At 47.4% G+C, this 20,420-nt stretch carries 22 protein-coding genes and 1 tRNA gene; 21 read left to right on the top strand and 2 right to left on the bottom strand.

Translation table 11 applies throughout. The features are described 5' to 3' along the window. Nucleotides 1–76: 76 nt before the first annotated feature. The 3 genes from pstC to pstB are packed head-to-tail and all read left to right on the top strand — an operon-like array spanning nt 77 to nt 2,784. The gene (gene pstC / locus SynPROS71_RS06850) at nt 77–1,024 is read left to right on the top strand and encodes a phosphate ABC transporter permease subunit PstC (protein WP_186597696.1); all 948 of its coding nucleotides are present in this window, start codon (nt 77–79) and stop codon (nt 1,022–1,024) included. 2 nt (nt 1,025–1,026) lie between these two features. Then, on the top strand, nt 1,027–1,929 hold the full coding sequence (gene pstA, locus SynPROS71_RS06845) for a phosphate ABC transporter permease PstA (protein WP_186597695.1): 903 nt from the start codon (nt 1,027–1,029) through the stop codon (nt 1,927–1,929). 39 nt (nt 1,930–1,968) lie between these two features. Continuing rightward, nucleotides 1,969–2,784 carry a phosphate ABC transporter ATP-binding protein PstB gene (gene pstB, locus SynPROS71_RS06840; protein ID WP_186597693.1) on the top strand — a complete coding sequence of 272 codons (816 nt, stop codon included), beginning with the start codon at nt 1,969–1,971 and terminating at the stop codon, nt 2,782–2,784. Nucleotides 2,785–2,870: 86 nt separating this feature from the next. On the opposite strand, the gene SynPROS71_RS06835 is transcribed toward pstB, so the two are convergent. Beyond that, nucleotides 2,871–2,957: transfer RNA gene (locus SynPROS71_RS06835), tRNA-Ser, on the bottom strand. Nucleotides 2,958–3,013: 56 nt separating this feature from the next. On the opposite strand from SynPROS71_RS06835, the gene SynPROS71_RS06830 reads away from it, so the two are divergent. From SynPROS71_RS06830 to SynPROS71_RS06760, 15 genes are all read left to right on the top strand, one after another. Then, the gene (locus SynPROS71_RS06830; RefSeq protein WP_370586863.1) at nt 3,014–3,379 is read left to right on the top strand and encodes a 2Fe-2S iron-sulfur cluster-binding protein; all 366 of its coding nucleotides are present in this window, start codon (nt 3,014–3,016) and stop codon (nt 3,377–3,379) included. Continuing rightward, on the top strand, nt 3,379–4,263 hold the full coding sequence (locus SynPROS71_RS06825) for an inositol monophosphatase family protein (protein ID WP_186597689.1): 885 nt from the start codon (nt 3,379–3,381) through the stop codon (nt 4,261–4,263). The genes SynPROS71_RS06830 and SynPROS71_RS06825 overlap by 1 nt, the downstream gene beginning before the upstream one ends. Before the next feature lie 20 nt (nt 4,264–4,283). After that, nucleotides 4,284–5,462: an ATP phosphoribosyltransferase regulatory subunit gene (locus SynPROS71_RS06820; RefSeq protein WP_186597687.1), complete on the top strand. Its 1,179-nt coding sequence runs from the start codon at nt 4,284–4,286 to the stop codon at nt 5,460–5,462. A 24-nt stretch (nt 5,463–5,486) separates the two neighbouring features. Further along, nucleotides 5,487–5,711 carry a ferredoxin family protein gene (locus SynPROS71_RS06815; protein ID WP_186597685.1) on the top strand — a complete coding sequence of 75 codons (225 nt, stop codon included), beginning with the start codon at nt 5,487–5,489 and terminating at the stop codon, nt 5,709–5,711. Nucleotides 5,712–5,824: 113 nt separating this feature from the next. Beyond that, on the top strand, nt 5,825–7,726 hold the full coding sequence (gene htpG / locus SynPROS71_RS06810) for a molecular chaperone HtpG (protein WP_186597683.1): 1,902 nt from the start codon (nt 5,825–5,827) through the stop codon (nt 7,724–7,726). 57 nt (nt 7,727–7,783) lie between these two features. Next, complete coding sequence (rpmB, locus tag SynPROS71_RS06805) at nt 7,784–8,020, top strand: 50S ribosomal protein L28 (protein ID WP_186597930.1); 237 nt, start codon at nt 7,784–7,786, stop codon at nt 8,018–8,020. A 14-nt stretch (nt 8,021–8,034) separates the two neighbouring features. Beyond that, nucleotides 8,035–8,595, top strand: a complete 561-nt coding sequence (locus tag SynPROS71_RS06800; protein WP_186597681.1) for a peroxiredoxin — start codon at nt 8,035–8,037, stop codon at nt 8,593–8,595. Between the two features lie 63 nt (nt 8,596–8,658). After that, nucleotides 8,659–10,149 carry a glucosylglycerol-phosphate synthase gene (gene ggpS, locus SynPROS71_RS06795; RefSeq protein WP_186597679.1) on the top strand — a complete coding sequence of 497 codons (1,491 nt, stop codon included), beginning with the start codon at nt 8,659–8,661 and terminating at the stop codon, nt 10,147–10,149. Nucleotides 10,150–10,151: 2 nt separating this feature from the next. Further along, nucleotides 10,152–11,435, top strand: a complete 1,284-nt coding sequence (locus tag SynPROS71_RS06790; RefSeq protein ID WP_186597678.1) for an ABC transporter substrate-binding protein — start codon at nt 10,152–10,154, stop codon at nt 11,433–11,435. 26 nt (nt 11,436–11,461) lie between these two features. Further along, nucleotides 11,462–12,307, top strand: coding sequence for a carbohydrate ABC transporter permease (locus tag SynPROS71_RS06785; protein ID WP_370586862.1), 846 nt, complete (start codon nt 11,462–11,464; stop codon nt 12,305–12,307). Then, on the top strand, nt 12,304–13,119 hold the full coding sequence (locus SynPROS71_RS06780; protein ID WP_186597929.1) for a carbohydrate ABC transporter permease: 816 nt from the start codon (nt 12,304–12,306) through the stop codon (nt 13,117–13,119). The genes SynPROS71_RS06785 and SynPROS71_RS06780 overlap by 4 nt, the downstream gene beginning before the upstream one ends. Continuing rightward, nucleotides 13,116–14,087, top strand: a complete 972-nt coding sequence (locus SynPROS71_RS06775) for an ABC transporter ATP-binding protein (protein ID WP_186597674.1) — start codon at nt 13,116–13,118, stop codon at nt 14,085–14,087. The genes SynPROS71_RS06780 and SynPROS71_RS06775 overlap by 4 nt, the downstream gene beginning before the upstream one ends. A gap of 24 nt (nt 14,088–14,111) precedes the next feature. Next, nucleotides 14,112–15,998 carry an NAD-binding protein gene (locus SynPROS71_RS06770; RefSeq protein ID WP_186597672.1) on the top strand — a complete coding sequence of 629 codons (1,887 nt, stop codon included), beginning with the start codon at nt 14,112–14,114 and terminating at the stop codon, nt 15,996–15,998. 64 nt (nt 15,999–16,062) lie between these two features. Further along, a complete protein-coding gene (corA, locus tag SynPROS71_RS06765; protein ID WP_186597670.1) occupies nt 16,063–17,217 on the top strand; it encodes a magnesium/cobalt transporter CorA in 1,155 nt (384 codons plus the stop codon). A gap of 60 nt (nt 17,218–17,277) precedes the next feature. Next, nucleotides 17,278–18,297 carry a PstS family phosphate ABC transporter substrate-binding protein gene (locus SynPROS71_RS06760; RefSeq protein WP_186597668.1) on the top strand — a complete coding sequence of 340 codons (1,020 nt, stop codon included), beginning with the start codon at nt 17,278–17,280 and terminating at the stop codon, nt 18,295–18,297. Nucleotides 18,298–18,324: 27 nt separating this feature from the next. On the opposite strand, the gene csaB is transcribed toward SynPROS71_RS06760, so the two are convergent. Then, a complete protein-coding gene (gene csaB, locus SynPROS71_RS06755; protein WP_186597667.1) occupies nt 18,325–19,407 on the bottom strand; it encodes a polysaccharide pyruvyl transferase CsaB in 1,083 nt (360 codons plus the stop codon). A gap of 68 nt (nt 19,408–19,475) precedes the next feature. Between csaB and SynPROS71_RS06750 the strand changes: the two genes are divergently transcribed. From SynPROS71_RS06750 to psaK, 3 genes are all read left to right on the top strand, one after another. Then, a complete protein-coding gene (locus SynPROS71_RS06750; RefSeq protein ID WP_186597665.1) occupies nt 19,476–19,796 on the top strand; it encodes a DUF2499 domain-containing protein in 321 nt (106 codons plus the stop codon). Beyond that, nucleotides 19,796–20,086: a DUF3593 domain-containing protein gene (locus SynPROS71_RS06745; RefSeq protein ID WP_186597663.1), complete on the top strand. Its 291-nt coding sequence runs from the start codon at nt 19,796–19,798 to the stop codon at nt 20,084–20,086. Before SynPROS71_RS06750 ends, SynPROS71_RS06745 begins: the two co-directional genes overlap by 1 nt. Nucleotides 20,087–20,153: 67 nt before the next feature. After that, complete coding sequence (psaK, locus tag SynPROS71_RS06740) at nt 20,154–20,411, top strand: photosystem I reaction center subunit PsaK (protein WP_186597661.1); 258 nt, start codon at nt 20,154–20,156, stop codon at nt 20,409–20,411. Nucleotides 20,412–20,420 lie beyond the last annotated feature (9 nt).

Raw genomic sequence — 20,420 nt, 5'->3', positions numbered from 1 at the left:
CAGCTGGCGTTAAAGCGCCCTTAGTGAATTCCATACGGTTCGACCGTTACGTTTCAGTCGTCTTTGCCTGAGCGGGATGACCGAGACCAAGGAGCTGTATCTCCTGAGGCGCCGTCCACCATCGGAAAAGGTGGTGGACGTGAGTTTCAGATATCTCGCAGTGACCCTGGCGTCGATGGTGGCTGTGGTGTTGTTCGCCATCCTCGTCGTCGTCTTCTGGGGGTCCCTCGAGTCGATGGGACGTTATGGCTGGAAATTTTTGGTCACGTCCAACTGGAATCCGGTCGATGACGAGTACGGGGCTTTCACAGCCATTTATGGAACGATCGTCACTTCTGTGCTGTCGTTGTTGATTGCCGTGCCACTCGGCGTTGGCACTGCTGTTTTCATCACTGAGAACATCATTCCATTGCGGATTCGCAGCGTGATTGGCGTGATGGTGGAGCTCTTGGCTGCCATCCCTTCGGTTGTACTTGGGCTTTGGGCCATTTTTGTGATGGAGCCCTTCATCAGGCCCTTCCTCAACTTTCTCTACAGCACGTTGTCGTGGCTTCCATTCTTCTCATCGCCACCCATGGGTCCTGGTACGGCCCCTGCAGTGTTGATTCTCGTGGTGATGATTCTTCCAATCATTACGGCCATTTCTAGAGATTCACTGAATCAGGTTCCCGTCAAACTGCGCCAAGCTGCCTATGGCGTTGGAACCACACGCTGGGGAGCCATCTTGAACGTGATCCTTCCAGCAGCCATTTCTGGAATCGTCGGCGGTGTGATGCTTGCACTAGGTCGAGCAATGGGTGAGACCATGGCTGTCACCATGATCATTGGAAATTCAAATAATTTCAGCGCCTCACTGCTGGCACCTGGAAACACGATCGCTGCCATGTTGGCCAATCAGTTTGGTGAAGCGGATGGCAGCCAGGTTTCATCCCTGATGTACGCCGCGTTTGTGTTGATGGTCCTCACTCTTGCAGTGAATGTCCTCGCACAATGGCTGGTCAAGCGTCTGAGTCTTAAGTACTGATCATGACTTTTTCTTCTACAACTCGCTTAGCGAATGGCGTCCCAGATCTTGCTTACAAGCAGGGGCTGAGACGGAATCTAATCAGTCGCTTGCTCACCCTGATTGCTGGATTATTTTCTGCGATCGCCGTGCTTCCACTGATTGCGGTACTGATTTACGTGCTTCTGAAAGGCGGCGAAAAAATCAGCCTTACCCTATTCACTGAACTACCACCACCGCCGGGACTCGAGGGCGGTGGTATCGGCAATGCGATCATCGGCAGCATTGTTGTGACGGTCCTCGCCGGCCTGATCGCCATTCCAGTTGGGGTTGGAGGCGGAATTTTTCTGGCCGAATACTCCCGTGGCGGTGGATTTGCTCAATTCATCCGTTTCGGAACCAATGTTCTATCAGGTGTTCCTTCGATCATCGCTGGCGTCTTCGTCTACGGAATCATTGTTTCGACACGACTGTTTTTCGGAAATTCCTACAGCGCTCTTGCAGGTGGAATCGCCCTGTCGATTCTGATGCTGCCAACGGTGATTAAAACCACTGATGAAGGCCTGAAGCTTGTTTCAGACGATCTTCGTCGTGGTGCCCTCGGCGTCGGCGCCTCGAAGTTCGTGACAGTGGTGAGAATCACACTTCCCACTGCGTTTACGCCAATTGCCACTGGAGTGGTGCTTTCCATTGCCAGAGCTGCAGGCGAAACTGCTCCACTGATTTTCACAGCGCTGTTCTCTCCATTCTGGTCAGATGGGATTTTCAATCCCGTCGCGACTCTGTCCGTTCTGATCTACAACTTCGCGATCATGCCTTACGAGGCACAGAACGAGCTTGCATGGGCAGCATCTTTTGTGCTGGTTCTGTTCATTCTTGGCATGAACTTGTTCGCGCGCTGGCTGGGTCAGTTCGCGTCTAAGTAATTCATTCAAGTTCCTTTTACCTGTATCTCCTCTTTACCAATGACTGCTTCCACCTCCACTGCTCAGCCGATTTCAGAGAACACCTGCATTTCGATCCAAAACGCCACAATCAGTTACGGCAGCTATGAGGCTGTCAAAAATGTCTATTGCGATATCCCTCGGGGAAAAGTCACAGCCTTCATCGGTCCTTCAGGTTGTGGAAAATCCACCGTGCTGCGCGCGCTCAACCGAATGAACGACCTCATCGAAGGTTGCTCATTGCGTGGCCGAGTGCTGTTTGACGGTGCTGATCTCTACGACCCAATGGTTGACCCTGTTGAAGTCAGGCGCCGGATCGGCATGGTGTTCCAGCAACCGAATCCTTTCCCGAAGACGATTTATGAGAACATCGCCTTCGGCGCCCGCATCAATGGCTTCACAGGCGATATGGACGAGCTTGTTGAACGTTCCCTGCGCCAAGCTGCCGTCTGGGACGAATGCAAAGACAAGCTCAACGAAAGCGGGTATTCACTGTCTGGTGGTCAACAGCAGCGTCTCTGCATCGCCCGCACGATTGCCATCCAACCCGAAGTCATCCTGATGGATGAACCTTGCTCGGCCCTTGACCCGATCTCTACCTTGAAGATCGAAGAAACAATGCATGAGCTCAAAAAGAGTTTCACGATCGTGATTGTGACCCACAACATGCAACAGGCGGTACGGGTGAGTGACATGACCGCCTTCTACAACGCAGAAGCTGTTGAGGGGGGATCCGGGAAGGTCGGTTATCTCGTTGAATTCAATGAGACTGAAAAAATCTTCAACTCACCATCGCAACAAGCCACCCAGGATTACGTCTCTGGTCGGTTCGGTTGATCCACGCTGTCAAATGATCCGGTGGGGGCTCGATCAGAGTCCCCACAGTCGGCAAAAAAAAACCGGCCCTTGGGCCGGGATGGAAGCGGAGAGGGAGGGATTCGAACCCTCGATAGAGTTGCCCCTATACAGCATTTCCAGTGCTGCGCCTTCGACCACTCGGCCACCTCTCCAGCGGCTGATGGGGCAAGTGAGAATGTAGCAGGGCAGTCCCTGAGGAGTCGCATTGATGGCAAGCCACCGCATCACCATCCACTGGCGTCAGCGGGATCGTGTCATCAGCCATGACGTGCAGGAAGGCGAGTACATCCTGCAAAGCTTTGAACGCCAGGGAGATCCACTGCCGTTCTCCTGTCGGAACGGCTGTTGCACCTCATGTGCGGTGAGGGTGCTGAACGGTGAACTCGACCAGCGAGAAGCGATGGGGTTGTCTCAGGAGCTAAGAGGCAAAGGTTATGGACTCCTGTGTGTAGCGCGTGCCGTTGGTCCTTTAGAAGCTGAAACCCAAGATGAGGATGAGGTGTATGAGCTTCAGTTCGGACAACACTTCGGCAAGGGCGTCGTCACCCGTGGCCTTCCGTTGGATGAGGAGTAATGCCTGAACGTCTTGATTGCTCTGCTGTTGCTGCCGAAGCTGGCTTATCCGATGAACGGATGAAATCTCTTTCTGCTGTGGCGGTTCAGGCTGCCCGCCAAGGAGGCCTCAAGTTGATGGATCACTTCGGGAGGCTGACGTCGATACGCGAAAAAGGACGATCAGGCGACCTGGTGACAACGGCTGATCACGCAGCTGAGGCTGAAGTTCTGGGCGTCTTGTCGCGTCAAACACCTGAAATCGCCATTCTGGCTGAGGAGTCAGGCGCCAGTGACCACGTGGCCGATCTGTGCTGGTGCGTGGACCCACTTGATGGAACCACGAACTTTGCCCACAGCTACCCGTTGTTCGCAACATCAGTGGGCCTTGTCTGGCGTGACCAACCGGTTCTGGGTGCTATTTCCGTGCCGTTTCTTAAAGAGCTGTACTGGTGCTGCCCCGGTGAAGGCTCATTCCTTAATGATCAAAAAATACGCGTGTCGGACTGCACCTCTCTCGAGGAAAGTCTTCTCGTCACAGGATTTGCCTATGACCGGCGTGAAGTGCTTGACAATAACTATGCCGAGTTTGCGTGGATGACACACCGCACTCGGGGGGTGCGCAGAGGCGGAGCAGCAGCGGTGGACCTGGCCTTTGTGGCAGCCGGTCGGCTTGATGGATATTGGGAACGGGGTTTAGCGCCCTGGGACCTGGCCGCAGGTGCAGCACTCGTGCAACTCGCAGGAGGATTGGTTGACGATTACCGCGGAGAGGGCTTCGAACTTGGATCTGGAAGAATTCTCGCCTCTGGCGCTCAGCTGCATGAGCCCTTGAAACAGGAACTCAGAAGGGTCTCACCGATCCCTGCTCCGCACTATGGAGGGAACCTGGACGTGGGATCCTGATCAGGTAACGATCAAGCGTGATGGCCCTACAGCCTGCCTCTGGTGTCAGGGATCTGAACCCTCAGCAGGTTCGCCGCAATCATGAATTGCGAGAAACGCTCGCGGAGGTTTTCAGACTCTGGGGATACGAAGAAGTCTCTCCACCAAGGGTGGAGCGCATGGACACGCTCAAAGCGGGTGGAGCCATCGACAGTCGGGACATTGTCCGTCTGGTCGCAGATGAACCCTTGGGATTAAGGCCAGAACTGACGGCATCCATTGCCCGAGCCGCGTGTACACGATTCCAAGATCGGCAACGCCCCCTGCGACTGTGGAGTCACGGCACTGTTTTTGAGAGTCGGCAGGCCGACGAGGGCGGCCTCTGCATTGAAGAAAACTTGCATTGCGGCGTGGAGCTCTTCGGAGCCAATGGTGTGGAGGCAGAACTGGAGCTGCTGACACTGCTGATGGCATCGCTCAGAGCCCTGAGACTGCCACTGAGTGACCCTCCGCGACTTCTGATCGGCCACACGGGCTTAATGCAATTGCTGCTACAGAACATTGACCATCAGCAGCATCAAGCCTTCCGAAGCTGTTTAACGCGACTGGATCGGCTCGAACTGCAGGAACGAATCAGCAATCAACCCCAGCATGCTCATCTGCTGCAATGGCTTGATCGGCGAGGTTCACCTGAGGGAGTAATCACAAAACTCCAGGAAGCTTTTCCGAACGCTCACGTGCTGGATCAGCTATCAAGACTTATCAATCACCTCACTCCCCTTGCCAAAGAAACCGGAATCGGCCTGCAGCTGGATCCAACGTTTCAGCCGGTCTACGAGTTGTACGACGGCGTTGTTTTCCAATTGGTTTGTCGAGGCGTTTCATCCCCCGTGGTTGTCGCGCGTGGAGGTCGGTACGACGCTGTTGTTCAACGACTGGGAGCAAAAGGAAGGGATGCCACAGGACTTGGGTTTAGTTTTTGTGTGGATGATCTGAGGGATCTGCCTGGCGCCTTCGCCATGACATCAGCAAAACCCGAACGGATCCTGCTTTGCTATTCACAAAGAACATCCATGGAACAAGCTCTACAGGTGCAAGCCGAATGCCATCGCAAAGGCCTGAACTGCCAAATCGACCATCAACCCTGCCAGTCCAAAGCTGATGCAGACCAACGCGTGGAGCCGTCAGGATGCAGCTCACTGCTATGGGTAGACGACTAGGATCACCTCTGCCTAAACAAATCCATGGCTCACACCATCGTCACTAACATCTGCGAGGGAGTAGCAGATTGCGTTGACGCGTGTCCAGTCGCGTGTATCCAACCGGGCAAGGGAAAAAACAAGAAAGGAACCGACTTCTACTGGATCGATTTTGATACCTGTATCGATTGCGGAATCTGCCTCCAGGTGTGCCCTGTTGATGGAGCCATTTTGGCTGAGGAGAGAGCCGACCTCCAAAATACAAAATAGTTCACTTGTACGCGATCATCACCCATTAAGCACGCCTAGGTACGGAAAACCCTCCTAGGAAGCCATTGGGCTTAAGTTCACGACTCGATAAAATATAGTTTTTAAAGTTCGAAATGGCAGTATTAGAAGAAAACGGACAGATTCAGATCCACACCGAAAATATATTTCCAATTATTAAAAAGGCAGTTTATTCGGGCCATGAAGTCTTCCTAAGAGAATTGGTCAGCAATGGTGTTGATGCAATTAGCAAAAGACGCATGGCAGCCATGGCTGGAGACTGCCAGGAAGGAGACGAAGGAACCATTCAAATCAGGGTAGATCGAACAGACAAGACGCTCACAATCAGCGACAACGGAATCGGCATGACAGCCGACGAAGTAAAGCGATACATCAATCAAGTTGCATTTTCAAGCGCAGAGGACTTTTTAGAAAAATACAAACAAGACAGCGATGCAATCATCGGTCACTTTGGCCTGGGCTTTTATTCAAGCTTTATGGTTGCCGAACGTGTTGAGATAAAAACGCTCTCGGCTCGCCCTGACAGCGCTCCAGTCTGCTGGAGCTGTGATGGTTCACCGAATTATTCACTAACAGAAGGAGAGCGCAATCATCCAGGAACAGACATCGTCCTGCATCTTATGGAGGACGAGCTCGAATACCTAGAGCCATCAAGGATCAAAACCCTCATCAACACCTACTGCGACTTCATGGCAGTACCGGTTCAATTAGAGGGTGAAACGATCAATAAAATGAATGCGCCTTGGCGACGCAGCGCCAGAGAGTTGGAAGACCAGGATTACATCGATCTCTATCGTTATCTCTATCCATTTCAAGGGGATCCATTGCTGTGGGTTCATCTAAACACCGATTATCCTTACAGCCTTCAAGGAATTCTCTTTTTCCCGAAGCAAACAGGCCGGGCAGACTGGGAAAAAGGAGAAATCAAACTGTACTGCAATCAAGTTTTTGTCAGTGACTCAATTAAAGAAGTCGTTCCACGCTACCTCCTACCCCTTCGTGGAGTCCTCGACTCGCCTGATATCCCTCTAAACGTCAGCCGCAGCGCCCTGCAAACAGATCGACGTGTGCGATCCATTGGCCAGTTCGTCTCCAAAAAAGTAGCCGATAAACTCCGAGACCTCAAGAAAGACAATCCCGATTACTACGCAGAGGTATGGGATTCGGTTGCACCTTTTGTCAAAATCGGTGCGATGGAAGACGAGAAATTTGCTGAGCAGGTATCCGAATTGATTCTTTTCCAGACAACAGCAGACAAAGATACAGCTGCCAACCTGATGACTGGCAGCGAGCGAACATACACAACGATTTCAGCCTACAGAGAGCGACAAACAGGAGACGACCAAAAACGTGTTCTCTACTGCACAGATGAGATTGCACAAGCTGGTGCACTTTCACTGTGGAAAGGACAAGGTGCAGAAGTCATCTTCGCTGAAACGGTATTAGACAGTCAATTCATACCCTGGCTCGAATCGAAAGAAACCGAACTTACATTTCAACGTGTTGACTCAGAACTGGATTCCAGTCTTCAGGATGATCAACCAGAATTAAGCGATCAAGAAGGAGAAACCAAAAGTGAGACCCTTAGAACATTGATCAAAAAAGCACTGAATAACGACAAAGTGACTGTTCAGGTTCAGTCTTTGAAAGGCGGATCTGAAGCACCTGCTGCCTTAATTCTACTACCAGAGCAAATGCGCCGAATGAACGACATCGGGGCACTAATGGAACAAAGGCTCCCTGGCCTGCCCGACTACCACATCCTGCTGGTCAACCGACAACATCCCTTGGTCGAGTCTCTGCTGAGTCTGGAATCGGGGTCGGTCGTCATCGCTGACGGAGCCTCATCTCCCAGCCACAAGCTGGCGGTGGACCTGGCTCAACACCTGTACGATCTGGCGCGCCTCGCAGTTGGTGGATTAGAGCCAACAGAGCTTGGCGGCTTTCAAGCCAGAGCCACCATGCTGATGTCCAACCTCCTGGAGCAGAGAACATGATGCCCTTTTGCTAGGATGGTCGCTTGGCAGGTGCCATTTCTCTCAAGGATCCGGATCATGTCCAGGGTGTGTCAGCTCACAGGTACGAAAGCAAATAACGGAATGGCTGTCAGCCATTCCCATATTCGTACTAAAAAGCTGCAACAAGCGAATCTTCAGCAGCGTCGCCTTTGGTGGGCAGAAGGCAAGCGCTGGGTCAATCTACGGATCACAACCCGTGCTCTCAAAACGATTCAGAAGAAAGGATTGGGTGCTTATGCAAAATCCCTTGGCATCAACCTGGCTCGTCTTTGAGACTGGGAGTCAAGGTGAAACGGCGGCAACTGCTTCAAAATGGATTCGTGGCTGCCGTTGCACTCAGCTTGTTTCCCAAGAAAGGTCAGGCTCTGGGAGGTCCTTCGCCTGAAATTGGTACACCAGCACCAAACTTTGAACTGTCTGGCACAAACCTACAGAGTCCAGACAAATCGCGTTGGTCTTTAATTGACTGGAAAGGTCGATGGCTGGTTCTATATTTTTATCCCAGAGACTTCACATCAGGTTGCACGATTGAAGCACACGGATTTCAAGATTCCCTGGAGCAATTTAAGCTTAACAACTGCGATGTAGCTGCTATCAGCGCCGACTCAGTTGAAGATCATGAATCATTCTGTAGTAGTGAAGAGTTAGATTTCACGTTACTTTCTGATCATGATGGCATTGTGAGCCGAAGCTACGGGTCTTGGATGGCACCTTACTCACTGCGGCACACATTTTTGATTGATCCTACGGGTGTCGTACAAGCGCGCTGGACAGGAGTCAGGCCTGTAGGACACGCCCAGGAAGTTTTGGATACACTGAGAGGGTTGCAATCCACACAAAGTACATAACGATTTGACAATTCAGAGATTTTGTTCAATGGTAGAAAGGGATAACTCGAATAGGTGCAGGGCATGACGATAAGCGGAGGTAACAGTAACTTCATTATCTTGTATCATCGCACTCCGTTTGATGAATCTGTCGATGAACAGGGCAATCGAACCTGGAGGGATCAAAAAAGCCCAAACGGGATAATCCCCACGTTAAGAAACTTATTTCGCAGCCAAGAAAATGGTACGTGGATAGCATGGCGTCAAGTAGATGATGCAAGCGGCGAGGAAGACGAAAGGATTGCAATGAGCAATCCTTCAACTTTTATTCTCAGACGCATTCCCCTCGAACAAAGTCAAGTATCTAGCTTTTACCACGTAACATCAAAAGAATCGGTTTGGCCAATACTTCATACGTTTCCTACTTATTTTGATGTTAACAATGCTAATTGGGCAATTTTTGAAGAAGTCAACCGAAGGTTTGCTGATGCAGCCTGCTCTGAAGCAGCCAAAGGGGCCACAGTGTGGATACACGATTACAATTTATGGCTTGTATCAGGTTTTATTCGAGAGAAACGTCCTGACTTAAAGATTGCATTCTTCCATCACACACCATTCCCAGGAAATGATGTCTTTGCAATTCTGCCTTGGAGAAAACAAATTATTGAAAGCCTACTTGCGTGTGATGTCGTAGGATTTCACATACCCAGGTACACAGAGAATTTCGCACGAGCTGCGAGTTGTCTACTCGGAGTCAAAAAAGGTCCAAAAACAGATGTCGCACCAAAGTTTCTCAAATTTGGCTCAGCATTAACTGAACCGTCAGAGACACCATGGCTTGAATACAAGAGTCGAAAAGTAAAACTAGTTTCTTCACCTGTAGGGACATCACCGGATGTTATTCATTCCTTGTCAACAAGGGACGATGTTTCTGAATTAAAAAGACAGATCGATGCAGACACGAAAAAGGGGCGAAAACTGATTTTGTCTGCAAGTCGTGTGGACTATACAAAAGGAAACGAAGAGCTTCTCTTAGCATTCGAACGCTTGCTAGAGAAGCGTCTAGATCTGCACGGGAAAGTTGTTTTGATGTTGGCTTGTGTAGCCGCAGCATCGGGAATGAAAATCTATGAGGAGACACAGCGACTCATTGAGGAAACGGCTGGACGAATCAACGGACGATTCAGTTCCATCGATTGGGTTCCGATTCGCTTTTCAACCAACCGAATCCCCTACGAGGAAATGGTTGCATGGTTCTCAATGTCAGATATTTGCTGGATTACACCCTTAAGAGATGGGCTGAATCTAGTCGCTAAAGAATATGTAGCGGCACGAAAAGGAAGAGATGGAGTACTTGTGTTGTCCGAATTCACCGGTGCATCCGTCGTGCTTGATGGCGCTATCCTTACGAACCCTTACTCGCACAAACAGATGGATCAAGCCATCGAATCAGCATTAGCATTACCTCAAGATGAGCAAATAGAAAGAATCAGCAAAATGGCCTCAGCTGTGGAAGAATTTACAGTTGAAGATTGGGCCAATGAACAATTGCAATCCCTAGAAACCATGATTTAAACATGCTAATAAGTTGGCGCAAAAAGTTATCATTGTGCATATCAGTCGCTCTCGCAATATGCACACTCTTAATCTTTATACCCAGCATCATTGCACGTGACATTGAGTCCATATCAATATTAATGCCTGCACCATTCGCGGACTCAACGGTCAAGCTGGTGGAGGAGTTCAATGCAAAATATGCAAACTCAATCCATCTCGATGTTATACGTGGTCCGCTCGAAACTGAGGCAATATCCGACTTAGCAATTAGCAGTTTGTTATTGGGGGATACACCTTTTGACGCCATTCTAATGGATATTACATGGTTACCAAAATATGCTCGAGCTGGGTGGCTTGAAGCATTGGATAAAGGCTTTGATCAATCTGAAATTCAAGATTTAACAAATGGTGCTCAATTAGGAAATATCTATGATGGAAGCCTGTACCGATGGCCATTGGTGGCAGACATGGGACTGCTATTTTGGCGAACTGATTTAATGGACAAACCACCATCAACACCTTCAGAATTGGTTGCCATTAGTCAAGAACTTCAGCGCAAAAACAAAGCTACATGGGGATATGTATGGCAGGGTCGACAATACGAAGGCTTAAGTTGCGTCTATTTGGAAATGATCGATGGATTTGGAGGGCAGTGGTTTAATCCCAATGGAGAAGAATTTGGCCTGGATCAACAACCCGGTATCAATGCAGCTCAATGGCTTACAAATTTAATCAACAACGGAATTAGCCCTAGAGCTGTCACTAATTATGCAGAGTCCGAAGCACTACAAAGTTTCAAATCAGGTGACAGTGCATTGATGCGCAATTGGCCCTATGCATGGGCAGAATTGCAAAAAGAGGACAGTCAAGTGCGTGGACATGTGGGAATTTCCACGATGGTGTCGATACCAGGTGTTTCACCTGCTTCGACAATGGGCAGTTGGGGATTGAGCCTTCTCAAGGGATCAAAACATAAAGAGGCAGCAATTAAAGCATTTAAGTATCTAACATCGAATGAAGCGCAGACAAAGCTTTTTACTGAGTACGGTTACACACCCACCCGAAAATCCGTTTATCAAAACGAAGAACTCTTGAAAGAATACCCATACATAGCCAAGCTCTATGAAGCATTAACGGTTGCAAAAATGCGCCCTGAAACTCCGATTTATGCGCAGTTGAGTGACGTACTACAACGTAGTTTGAGTGCATCATTGACAGACGAGATTAATGCGGAGACAAGCATGATCAATGCCCAGATTGCTTCTGAACAAATCATGAGTGCAGCAGGTGGAGGTAGTCAATGATTGTCTTCTATTTGTTGATCCCTTCGATGCTGATGCTCATCAGTGTGTTTGGTTTGCCATTGATGCGCTATGCATGGTTGAGTTTTCATGCTGATTCCGTTCTAACAGGCTTACAACCGATAGCCAACGGCGGGGCAAATTGGATTCGTTTAATGAACGATCAACGATATTGGCAGGATTTGATTCAAACCATGCGGTTTGCGATTGCATCAGTCGGAATAGAGCTTGTACTAGGAGTCGTCGTAGCTTTGCTACTCAACCAACCAATGAGGAAGAGAGGTGTGATTCGCTCTATATCATTAATTCCTTGGGCCTTACCCACAACTGTGATGGCCCTCGGCTGGCGTTGGATCTTCAATACGCCCTATGGACCATTTGATCAAATCACATCCACGTTGACAGGCGTGTCTCTAAACATTCTTGGTAATCCATCCATCGCTTGGATTGGATTAGTTTATGCGGACGTCTGGAAGACAACGCCATTTGTAGCCCTGATTGTGCTCGCTGGGTTACAAAGTATTCCTGGTGATCTTTATGAAGCCTGTACTCTTGAAGGCGGATCGTCTTGGACTTGTTTCCGCAGAATCACATTGCCACTTTTGAAACCCTACTTAGGGTTAGCGGCGATGTTTAGGCTTGCTCAGGCATTTGGAGTTTTTGACCTCGTTCAAGTGATGACTGGCGGAGGTCCTGCAAGTAGCACTGAGAGTATTGCTTTGTATGCCTACTGGAATGCTCTTCGATTTCTAGATTTTGGCTATAGCGCAACAATCATGATCGCTAGCTTTATCCTATTAAGTACAATCGTTGGATTCAGTTGGTGGTTAATCCTTTTATTGAACCAACAACGCGCAATGACGGTGACAGAATGAAATCAAGGACATTACCGATTCTCATTCTTGTTTTATGGTCATCGGCACCACTGCTTTGGCAGCTATACACTTCGTTTTCAACTGATCAAGCTTTGGTCACACCATTGGCTCAACTAGCAGATCGATGGACGCTGGAGCACTACCGAAGTGTCATCTCATCAAATCCCCCCTTTTTTCTATACTTATTGAATAGTTTTTTTGTTGGAGCACTCTCAACACTTTTCACGTTATTGATAGCCCTTCCTGCGGCATATTCGTTAAGTAAATTATCGACTGCAAAGTCAAATATAATTCGAATTATCCTTGTTGGTTGTGCATTATTTCCATATGTTCTATTATTCTTAGCCTTGCTCGAAATTGCCAGGTCTCTATCACTCGGAAACAATCTATTTGCATTGGCTCTGCCTTATACAGCCTTGTCTCAACCACTTGCTATTTTATTGTTAGGAAGTGCGTTTTCATCAATCCCATCTGAATTGGATGACGCAGCTCGGGTTGAGGGACTATCGTTATGGAATCGATTTCGCTGGATCTACATACCGTTATTGGCCCCAGCAATAGCCAGCACTGCAATCTTAATATTCCTGTTCTCATGGAATGAATACCCAATTGCTTTAACATGGATCAGTGATCAATCGAAACTAACGTTGCCTGTAGCAATGGCACGTATTGCCGGTTCATCCGTTCATTCAGTACCGTATGGTGCATATGCTGCTGCTACTGTTTTGGGTGCTATTCCACTCATAGTCCTAGTGATAGTTTTTCAAAAGCCAATTGTTTCTGGTCTCACCAGTGGAGCCGTTAAAGGATGACACTCGAACTTAATTCCGTAGGACGACAAATCAATACGAACTGGATTGTTCGTGATTTAACCTTCTCAGTAGAACAGGACGAATGCCTTGTTCTTGTGGGGCCAAGTGGTTGTGGAAAGAGCTCGACTCTTCGATTAATAGCAGGTTTAGATGAGTGTCAACATGGCAGAATTAAGATTGAAAATCGTGATGTCACTTTATCCAAGCCATCTGAACGAGCAGTGGGTATGGTGTTTCAGAGTTATGCCCTTCTTCCGCATTTAACAATCTACGAAAACCTTGAACTAGGTCTGCGTATTCGCGGTGTGCGCTTGGAACAAAGAAGTAGAAGGATACAGCATATTCTTGATGTTGTGCAGTTAGCCGATCGTGCCAACCATCAACCTGCAGCCTTATCTGGTGGCCAAAGGCAAAGGGTGGCTTTAGCTCGTGCATTACTTAGAGACGCAAAGGTCTATTTACTTGATGAGCCAATGAGTAATTTAGATGCTCAATTAAGAGAGCAGATCAGACCTGAGCTGCGGAGGCTCATTTTAAATCAGGAAAAACCAACCGTCTATGTCACGCACGATCAAAGTGAGGCGCTGGCTATGGCGAATAAGATTGCGATCCTCAATCAAGGGCTCATTCAACAGCTGGATACGCCGATTAATTTATACCAAAATCCGTGTTCACTTTTTGTCGCTCAGTTTTTGGGTCGTCCTCAGATCAATTGTTTAAAGCCACGCAAGAATCAGATTCTGGCCATTCGTCCAGAGCATCTCAAAATTAGCGATTCAGGCCTACCTTGTCGTCTGATTGCGCGCGAATGGCTCGGTAACACTCAGCTTCTCTATCTTGAATCAGCAGAAGGAGAGTTAAGAATGGTCGTAGATCCATCATTCATTTGTCCTGAACGTGTCTTCGTGCAATGGGATCAATCGAAAGTTTTTTATTTTGATGTCGCCACAGGCTTACGCACAAGCTAAGTTAGTAAAGAGTCTTTTGGCCCAATGAACAACTCGCTGGTGCTGATCTGTGGCATTGGCACACTGGCTCAGACCTGTATTGAGCGCTTATTAGAGACGGAAGCCAAGATTAAATGTATCAATGAGAATGAGCCAAAATGGCTATCACAATCGCTGAAAGATATATTCGGCTCTTCCTTGGTGCTCGGCGACATGAGAGAACCATCGATACTTGTTCAGGCAGAAATCGCTAACGCTAGAAGCATTTTATTTTTGAGTTCTAATCCTACAAATAATCTTGAAGCAGCACTACAAGCGCGGGTTCTAAATCCTGAGGCAGCGATTGTTGTTCGCTCGACAAAGCAACAAGGTGATATCAACCATTTAATTGAAAGCAAAATTCCTAATTTAGTCATCATCGATCCTCATTTGCTGACAGCAGGAGCAACAGCACAATCTCTTGCGAGCGGAGAGAATGATCTTTATTTCCAAATGGAAGGGCAAAGTTATCGATTCATATCAACAAATTCAGACCTATTCGACTACTCTTCACGTCATCAACGCGAATTGTGCCTGCAACCAAATCTCTACTCTAATCAAAAGCGCATCATCCTTTCTGAATCATCATTAACATCTTATCGATTTAAGCGCTCACGCAAGAAGAAGGAGTTCAAAGCAATTATCAGTCGAATACGCAAGAAATTGAACGAGTTCAAGGATAGTCTCTTCAATCGACTCAAGAACCTGCAACTCTATGACTATCTTGTAATAATATTGCTCTCCTTGCTTTTAATTGGCACGCTTACTTTTAGCTTTGATAAGGTAAACTTACAAACCGGGGTTTTTGTAACTGTTGCGCTTTTAAAAGGTGAGTTTGTCGATCCCGTCAATGTACTCATCGAAGAAAGCGATCAGTCCGTAATGCAATTTCCATTATTTGTTTTACTTATTACACTTATTTATGCCATTATTGGCACTATATTAACGTCGCTTTTTGTGGCACTAATACTCGATCAAATATTGAGTCGTCGCTTGGGATTACGTCGACGTGATCGTCCCAGACGCGGTGTTGACTCTGTCCTCCTTGTTGATGGGATGGAGCTCAATCAGCTTGTTGCTAGGTTGTTGCAATCACAGGGCATCGGTGTTCTTCATGTTGATACACAGGCAGAAACTGGTTTGACAATGGCGAGAGCCATCAAGCTTGTCAGAAAAGGCAAACTCATTGGAGCTGCACTGCTCTGTAAAGATCTAATCAGCAATCTACGCATAGCATTAGAACTGCAAACAATTAATCCCCAGCTAAATTTATCCATTGTTACCAAGCATTTGTCTTCATCTCAATCGATGAGTAGTCTACTAGGTGGTATCTCATTGATATCAACAACAGATATTGCAGCTGATGCAATTATTGCTACAGCATTTGGCGAGACCGTCGAACAGGTGATTCGATTTCAGGGCCGCAACTTACTAGTTGTTAAATACTCTATTGAACAATCTGATACTCTTCATGGATTGTCGGTATCCCGACTTGAGGAGGGTTACGGAATCACCGTGATTGGACGTCGCACCTCAAGTCAATCGGGCTTGAAAATTTTCCCTGCACGCTTCACGATCATTGAACCTGGAGATGAGTTGTTCATTGTTGCTGATCTTGCTGGAGTTCAAAGAATTGATAGCAAAACGATTGTGTCTCCACGCTGGTCCATTACCTTTTCGATCCACAATCAGCTTTTTCATGCCTATGAAATACAACAATGTTTTGCACGTTTACTCAATAAAGCACCAGGTGAGTTCCTCTCTTTGCTAGATGGTCAATCACACACCATTGATAGCATTGATTATGCAATCGCCATGCAATTAAAGGAATCCCTCAGAAAATATGCCATTCGAGCGGAAGTGACGCCTATGGAACACGCTCAACATCCTTAAAGCAATCCGTGAAATCAATCAAGTGCAATCGATTACATCATAATGATATTGATCGAACGTAGACATGACTGATTCAAGATCAGATCAATCCCTGTTTAAACCTGGTGATCGATTAGCCCCTGATAGCATTCCCGAACCTTTACCTTTACTAGAACGCCCAGGAGATCTGCCCGCTCATTTATTTTTGCATGGAGGTAAGGCACCCTTTTCTTGCAAAGTTCTACAGTTTAATGATGAGGTAGTGTCTACTTTTCAGGTTCATAACTATGAAGAGTTTGAGTCACTGATACCCTCTCAAGCACTGATGTGGCTTCAATTTCGTGGTCTTGCCAATATTGACTTGCTGCGTCAGTACTTATCGTTACTGTCTCTAGAGCCCAGTGTAATTGATATCATTCTTACCTTTCCACAAAAATCAAGAATCACCTCAACAAATAATTCAGTCTTAGCGGTGCTTCATGAATTCTCTCTAGCTACTGATCCAACACATCTAATCAGTACTCAATACAATTTAGTTCTAACCAATCGCATGCTGATCACAATTCAAGAGAACCCACAGCGCACCTTTAATGACCTCGAAGCGTGGCTCAATAATAAGACGAATAACGTAAAGGCAATCGATTTAGATAATCTCTTTCATTTTGTTGTTGACGATATTCTTGATAGTCATTTGCCTATGCTTGAATCAATGAGCGTATTTCTAGACGATTTGGAGGAACGAGCCTTATTGAAACCAAAACCTTCAATTCTTAATCGAGCATATCAAGTCAGGTTTAATCATCGTGTTGCTCGTCGACAGCTGTGGCCATTACGCAATGAGTTGATTATTCTTCTCAGGCAAAGTCAACGTTTGCTTGGGCCGGTAGCCAGAGAAGGTCTTCATGATATGGCCGACCACGTCAATACTTTGCTGGAAATAGGAGATAGTATTCGTCTTCAGCTTAATAGCATTAACGATGCTTACATGGCGAGTACTGGCAATGTCATGAATCAGATTATCAAAACACTTACTATTGTGAGTACTATTTTTGCGCCATTGACCTTCATTGCGGGCATTTATGGCATGAACTTTGAGAACATGCCCGAATTGAAATGGAAATACGGATACTTGTATTCATTAATATTAATGACCTTAATCGCGCTCTTTCAAGCTTATTTTTTATGGAAGCGAGGATGGTTTCAAGATCTTTCGGGTCGCAGTCGAAAATTCGGTCCCTAATAATTTGTTAACCCAACATAGGCTTTCTGTGTCCACAATGATGGTGTTGATCCTTACACAATGGAATTAAGACGTTCTTTTTTCCTCGCTTCTTTTGCACTTGCTTCAACCTTTATTCCATCAGCTTCAGCGGCAGGACTCTCAATCGCCGGTTCTAGTACTGTTTATCCGATTACATCCCTAGCAATTAAAAAATTTAACGAAACAGGTCAAGGCAAAAACGTTTCAATCTCCCTGCGATCAACTGGTTCGTCTGCAGGTTTTAGGGATTTTTGTAACAATAAAATTCCTCTTACGAATGCATCAAGACCCATTAGTTCAAAAGAAATCATCGCCTGCCAGCAGAAGGGCGTCAACTTTATTGAACTACCCATAGCTTTTGATGCCATCACTGTTGTCGCTAACCAATCGAATCGCTGGCTTAATTCTTTAACGCCATCCGAGCTTTCACGCTTATGGTCCAAAGCTTCACAGGGCAAGGTCAAAAACTGGAATCAAGTCAATCTTGATTTTCCCGATAAGCAAATTAAGCTCTGTGGGCCAGGTAAGGACTCAGGCACATTTGATATCTTTAACAAAGCTATCAATAAGTCCAAGACTAATTCTAGAAGCGATTACAAGTCTAGTGAAGATGACAATGTGATTGTCAGTTGTGTTGCAAATAATTCTAATGCCCTTGGCTATTTTGGTTTCTCCTACTTCCTCAACAATCGATCAAAACTCAAAGCTATTCGGATTGTCAATAGTAAGGGAAATGCCATTCTTCCCTCAGTAGCGGCCGTGCAAAAAGAGATCTACCAACCTCTTTCGCGTCCACTTTTTCTTTATGTCAATGATCGTTCTTTACGCAATAACACATCGCTTCGTAATTTCATCACTTATTATCTGCGTAACGTCGAGCAGCTTGTCACTCAAGCGAATTATATTCCTTTGCAAAATGCGACCTACCGACTTGTCGATTCAAAGCTTTACCGTCATATTCTCGGCACATCGTTTGGTGGCAAAATACCTGTCGGTTTGACGATTGGCCAAATTCTACAAACAAGTTTCGATGTTCACAAAAAACCACAGTTTCGTTAGCTCGACCTCTAATTACTTCACCTAAAACTATCTTCTAATCAGTTGTCGCAGGTTTTTATTCAGTACATCACTGTGAATTTTTGCGTCACGAGCTAATGCACAAATTTCATCCTCCGCAAGTGGTTTTTTCATTGCCTCATTCCATTGTGCAATTAAATGTTGCTCTGACAATTGATTGTTGAGTTCAGAATAGGGAATTCCAGCAAGTTCGGCTGCTGCTGCAACTTTTGGGTCATAACTCAGTGCACTCGCAGGAACACCACCGACTGCTGCCAAAATTAGAGCATGAAGCCTCATTGCGATGATCATACTCGATTCGCTAAACAGTTTTTGGACTTGAGAAATCGACTCTGCAACAAGAGTAGTCGACCTTTGTTCCAGTGACTGAGGGACGATTTGCTCGTTAACCAGAGATTGAAATAAACTGGCATCTTGATGTTCATGAAACGCTAGCCAAATAACATTTAAATCATGAATCTCACTGAATCGCGACAAAGAGCTCACAAGCTGATTCCAGCCGCTTCTGCCTAAAAGTGGAGTCGGCCTCCAACACAAGATCAACGACTGTCCGGATGTCCAGGGCGGTGCTGAATGACCCCAAACGGGGTCTGGCCCAATGTTCATGGGTACGTCCAGCATCCATTCCTTTGCCTGATTCATTGAAGATGGGTCTCTCCATGTAACAGAGCTAATCGTTTTTAATGACGTTCGAACCAGCAATCTGTTGATGCTTCGTTTCAACGGCCCTAAACCTTGCCCCCACAGCAAGACTGGCTTCTGGAGACTCTTTGCACACCAGATGAGCAGGATGTAATAGATCAAACTGCGTGTACTCGTTGAATCTTGAAGCAGGCTTCCTCCACCCAAAATCAGCGCATCAACGTGCCTCACTGCCTTCAGCACCGATGCCAAAGATCGCCTGTTAACAGTCTCAAGTCCTGGAGCTATTGACTCCACTGCTTGTCGGTCTCTTGCTGTGATCACTGGACTCCATCCATCGTCCAGCTGATTCAGGAGAACTGAAAGCAGCGCATCGTCTCCCAGGTTGTGCTCTCCGTAGTACCCGCAAATCAGGATCCTGGGACGGCCGTCGTTGCTTGAGTACGCCATGTCATCCCTTCGCTTCTATCCATTATCGAATGGGAGTGCCATTACGGTAGAGGGATCGATCAGTTGTCATGCACGAACTGTCACTCGGAACCTGGTGGATTCACTGGGCATCTGTTGTTGAGTGGCTAGCCGCCATTGTTCTGATCCAACGCCGCTCTCCTGGTCTGCAGTTCGCAGGCATGAGCGTCTTCAGCCTTGCCATGGTTCCGGCATTGATCAGTGCGATGGCAGCATGCACCTGGCACCTCTACGACAACAGCGAATCATTGCGGTGGTTGGTCACGCTTCAGGCATTCACAACCCTGATCGGCAACTGTTGTCTTGCCTTGGCAGCTGCATATGGTCATGCCGCATCGGTTCCTGCAACACCAACTCAGGATGAGCAGTGATGGGCGACTTTGATCCGGCACCCGTCTTTGCGCTTTCGCTTTTCCCGTATCTCTTCTTCCTGTACAAACTCGGAAGCAACGGCTGGTTCAACCGGCTCGCGCGCGTTGGCTTTCAACTCACTCTGCTGTTTGTTGGCGTCACCATCGTTGCCGCGGTTGTGGCTCTGGTTCGCTTCGATTCCGAACTCGTTGCCATCGATCCTCTTCATGGGGGTGCTGAAGCCTTTCTCACTTTCAGCAACGCTCTGATCGTTGCTGGTCTTCTGCGAGTTGACATGCCAAAGCGATGAATATCTCTTACGAGAGCTGGGCTAGGGCTGTGTAAACGCTGAAGATAAGGCGTCGCCTGTTTACCGCATGTTCCTGTCCCTTCTGGCCATCACCCCTGCATCCGTGACCTGGACACCCAAAGTTGCTCTGGTGATGATCATCTGCAATGTGATTGCGATCGCGATCGGCAAGGCCACGATCAAGTACCCCAACGAAGGCGCAAAAATGCCGAGCGGAGCCTTCTTTGGTGGCATGAGTCATGGCGCCATGCTCGGTTGCACCAGTTTCGGCCACTTGCTTGGAATGGGGGCGATCCTCGGTCTGTCAACCCGCGGCGTTTTCTGATCCATGGGT

Origin of the sequence: Synechococcus sp. PROS-7-1, from assembly GCF_014279795.1 — a bacterium.
GTDB lineage: Bacteria > Cyanobacteriota > Cyanobacteriia > PCC-6307 > Cyanobiaceae > Synechococcus_C.
Note: the sequence above shows the minus strand (reverse complement) of the source record. Positions and strands in the feature narration are given on the sequence as shown.

Coding starts and splice junctions, on each gene's coding strand:
- ggpS (WP_186597679.1), top strand. CDS start 8,659: ATGACGATAAGCGGAGGTAACAGTAACTTCATTATCTTGTATCATCGC.
- SynPROS71_RS06750 (WP_186597665.1), top strand. CDS start 19,476: ATGCACGAACTGTCACTCGGAACCTGGTGGATTCACTGGGCATCTGTT.
- SynPROS71_RS06780 (WP_186597929.1), top strand. CDS start 12,304: ATGAAATCAAGGACATTACCGATTCTCATTCTTGTTTTATGGTCATCG.
- pstC (WP_186597696.1), top strand. CDS start 77: ATGACCGAGACCAAGGAGCTGTATCTCCTGAGGCGCCGTCCACCATCG.
- SynPROS71_RS06785 (WP_370586862.1), top strand. CDS start 11,462: ATGCTGATGCTCATCAGTGTGTTTGGTTTGCCATTGATGCGCTATGCA.
- corA (WP_186597670.1), top strand. CDS start 16,063: ATGACTGATTCAAGATCAGATCAATCCCTGTTTAAACCTGGTGATCGA.
- rpmB (WP_186597930.1), top strand. CDS start 7,784: ATGTCCAGGGTGTGTCAGCTCACAGGTACGAAAGCAAATAACGGAATG.
- SynPROS71_RS06760 (WP_186597668.1), top strand. CDS start 17,278: ATGGAATTAAGACGTTCTTTTTTCCTCGCTTCTTTTGCACTTGCTTCA.
- SynPROS71_RS06825 (WP_186597689.1), top strand. CDS start 3,379: ATGCCTGAACGTCTTGATTGCTCTGCTGTTGCTGCCGAAGCTGGCTTA.
- SynPROS71_RS06770 (WP_186597672.1), top strand. CDS start 14,112: ATGAACAACTCGCTGGTGCTGATCTGTGGCATTGGCACACTGGCTCAG.
- SynPROS71_RS06830 (WP_370586863.1), top strand. CDS start 3,014: ATGGCAAGCCACCGCATCACCATCCACTGGCGTCAGCGGGATCGTGTC.
- htpG (WP_186597683.1), top strand. CDS start 5,825: ATGGCAGTATTAGAAGAAAACGGACAGATTCAGATCCACACCGAAAAT.
- SynPROS71_RS06820 (WP_186597687.1), top strand. CDS start 4,284: ATGGCCCTACAGCCTGCCTCTGGTGTCAGGGATCTGAACCCTCAGCAG.
- pstB (WP_186597693.1), top strand. CDS start 1,969: ATGACTGCTTCCACCTCCACTGCTCAGCCGATTTCAGAGAACACCTGC.
- csaB (WP_186597667.1), bottom strand. CDS start 19,407: ATGGCGTACTCAAGCAACGACGGCCGTCCCAGGATCCTGATTTGCGGG.
- SynPROS71_RS06790 (WP_186597678.1), top strand. CDS start 10,152: ATGCTAATAAGTTGGCGCAAAAAGTTATCATTGTGCATATCAGTCGCT.
- SynPROS71_RS06815 (WP_186597685.1), top strand. CDS start 5,487: ATGGCTCACACCATCGTCACTAACATCTGCGAGGGAGTAGCAGATTGC.
- psaK (WP_186597661.1), top strand. CDS start 20,154: ATGTTCCTGTCCCTTCTGGCCATCACCCCTGCATCCGTGACCTGGACA.
- SynPROS71_RS06775 (WP_186597674.1), top strand. CDS start 13,116: ATGACACTCGAACTTAATTCCGTAGGACGACAAATCAATACGAACTGG.
- pstA (WP_186597695.1), top strand. CDS start 1,027: ATGACTTTTTCTTCTACAACTCGCTTAGCGAATGGCGTCCCAGATCTT.
- SynPROS71_RS06745 (WP_186597663.1), top strand. CDS start 19,796: ATGGGCGACTTTGATCCGGCACCCGTCTTTGCGCTTTCGCTTTTCCCG.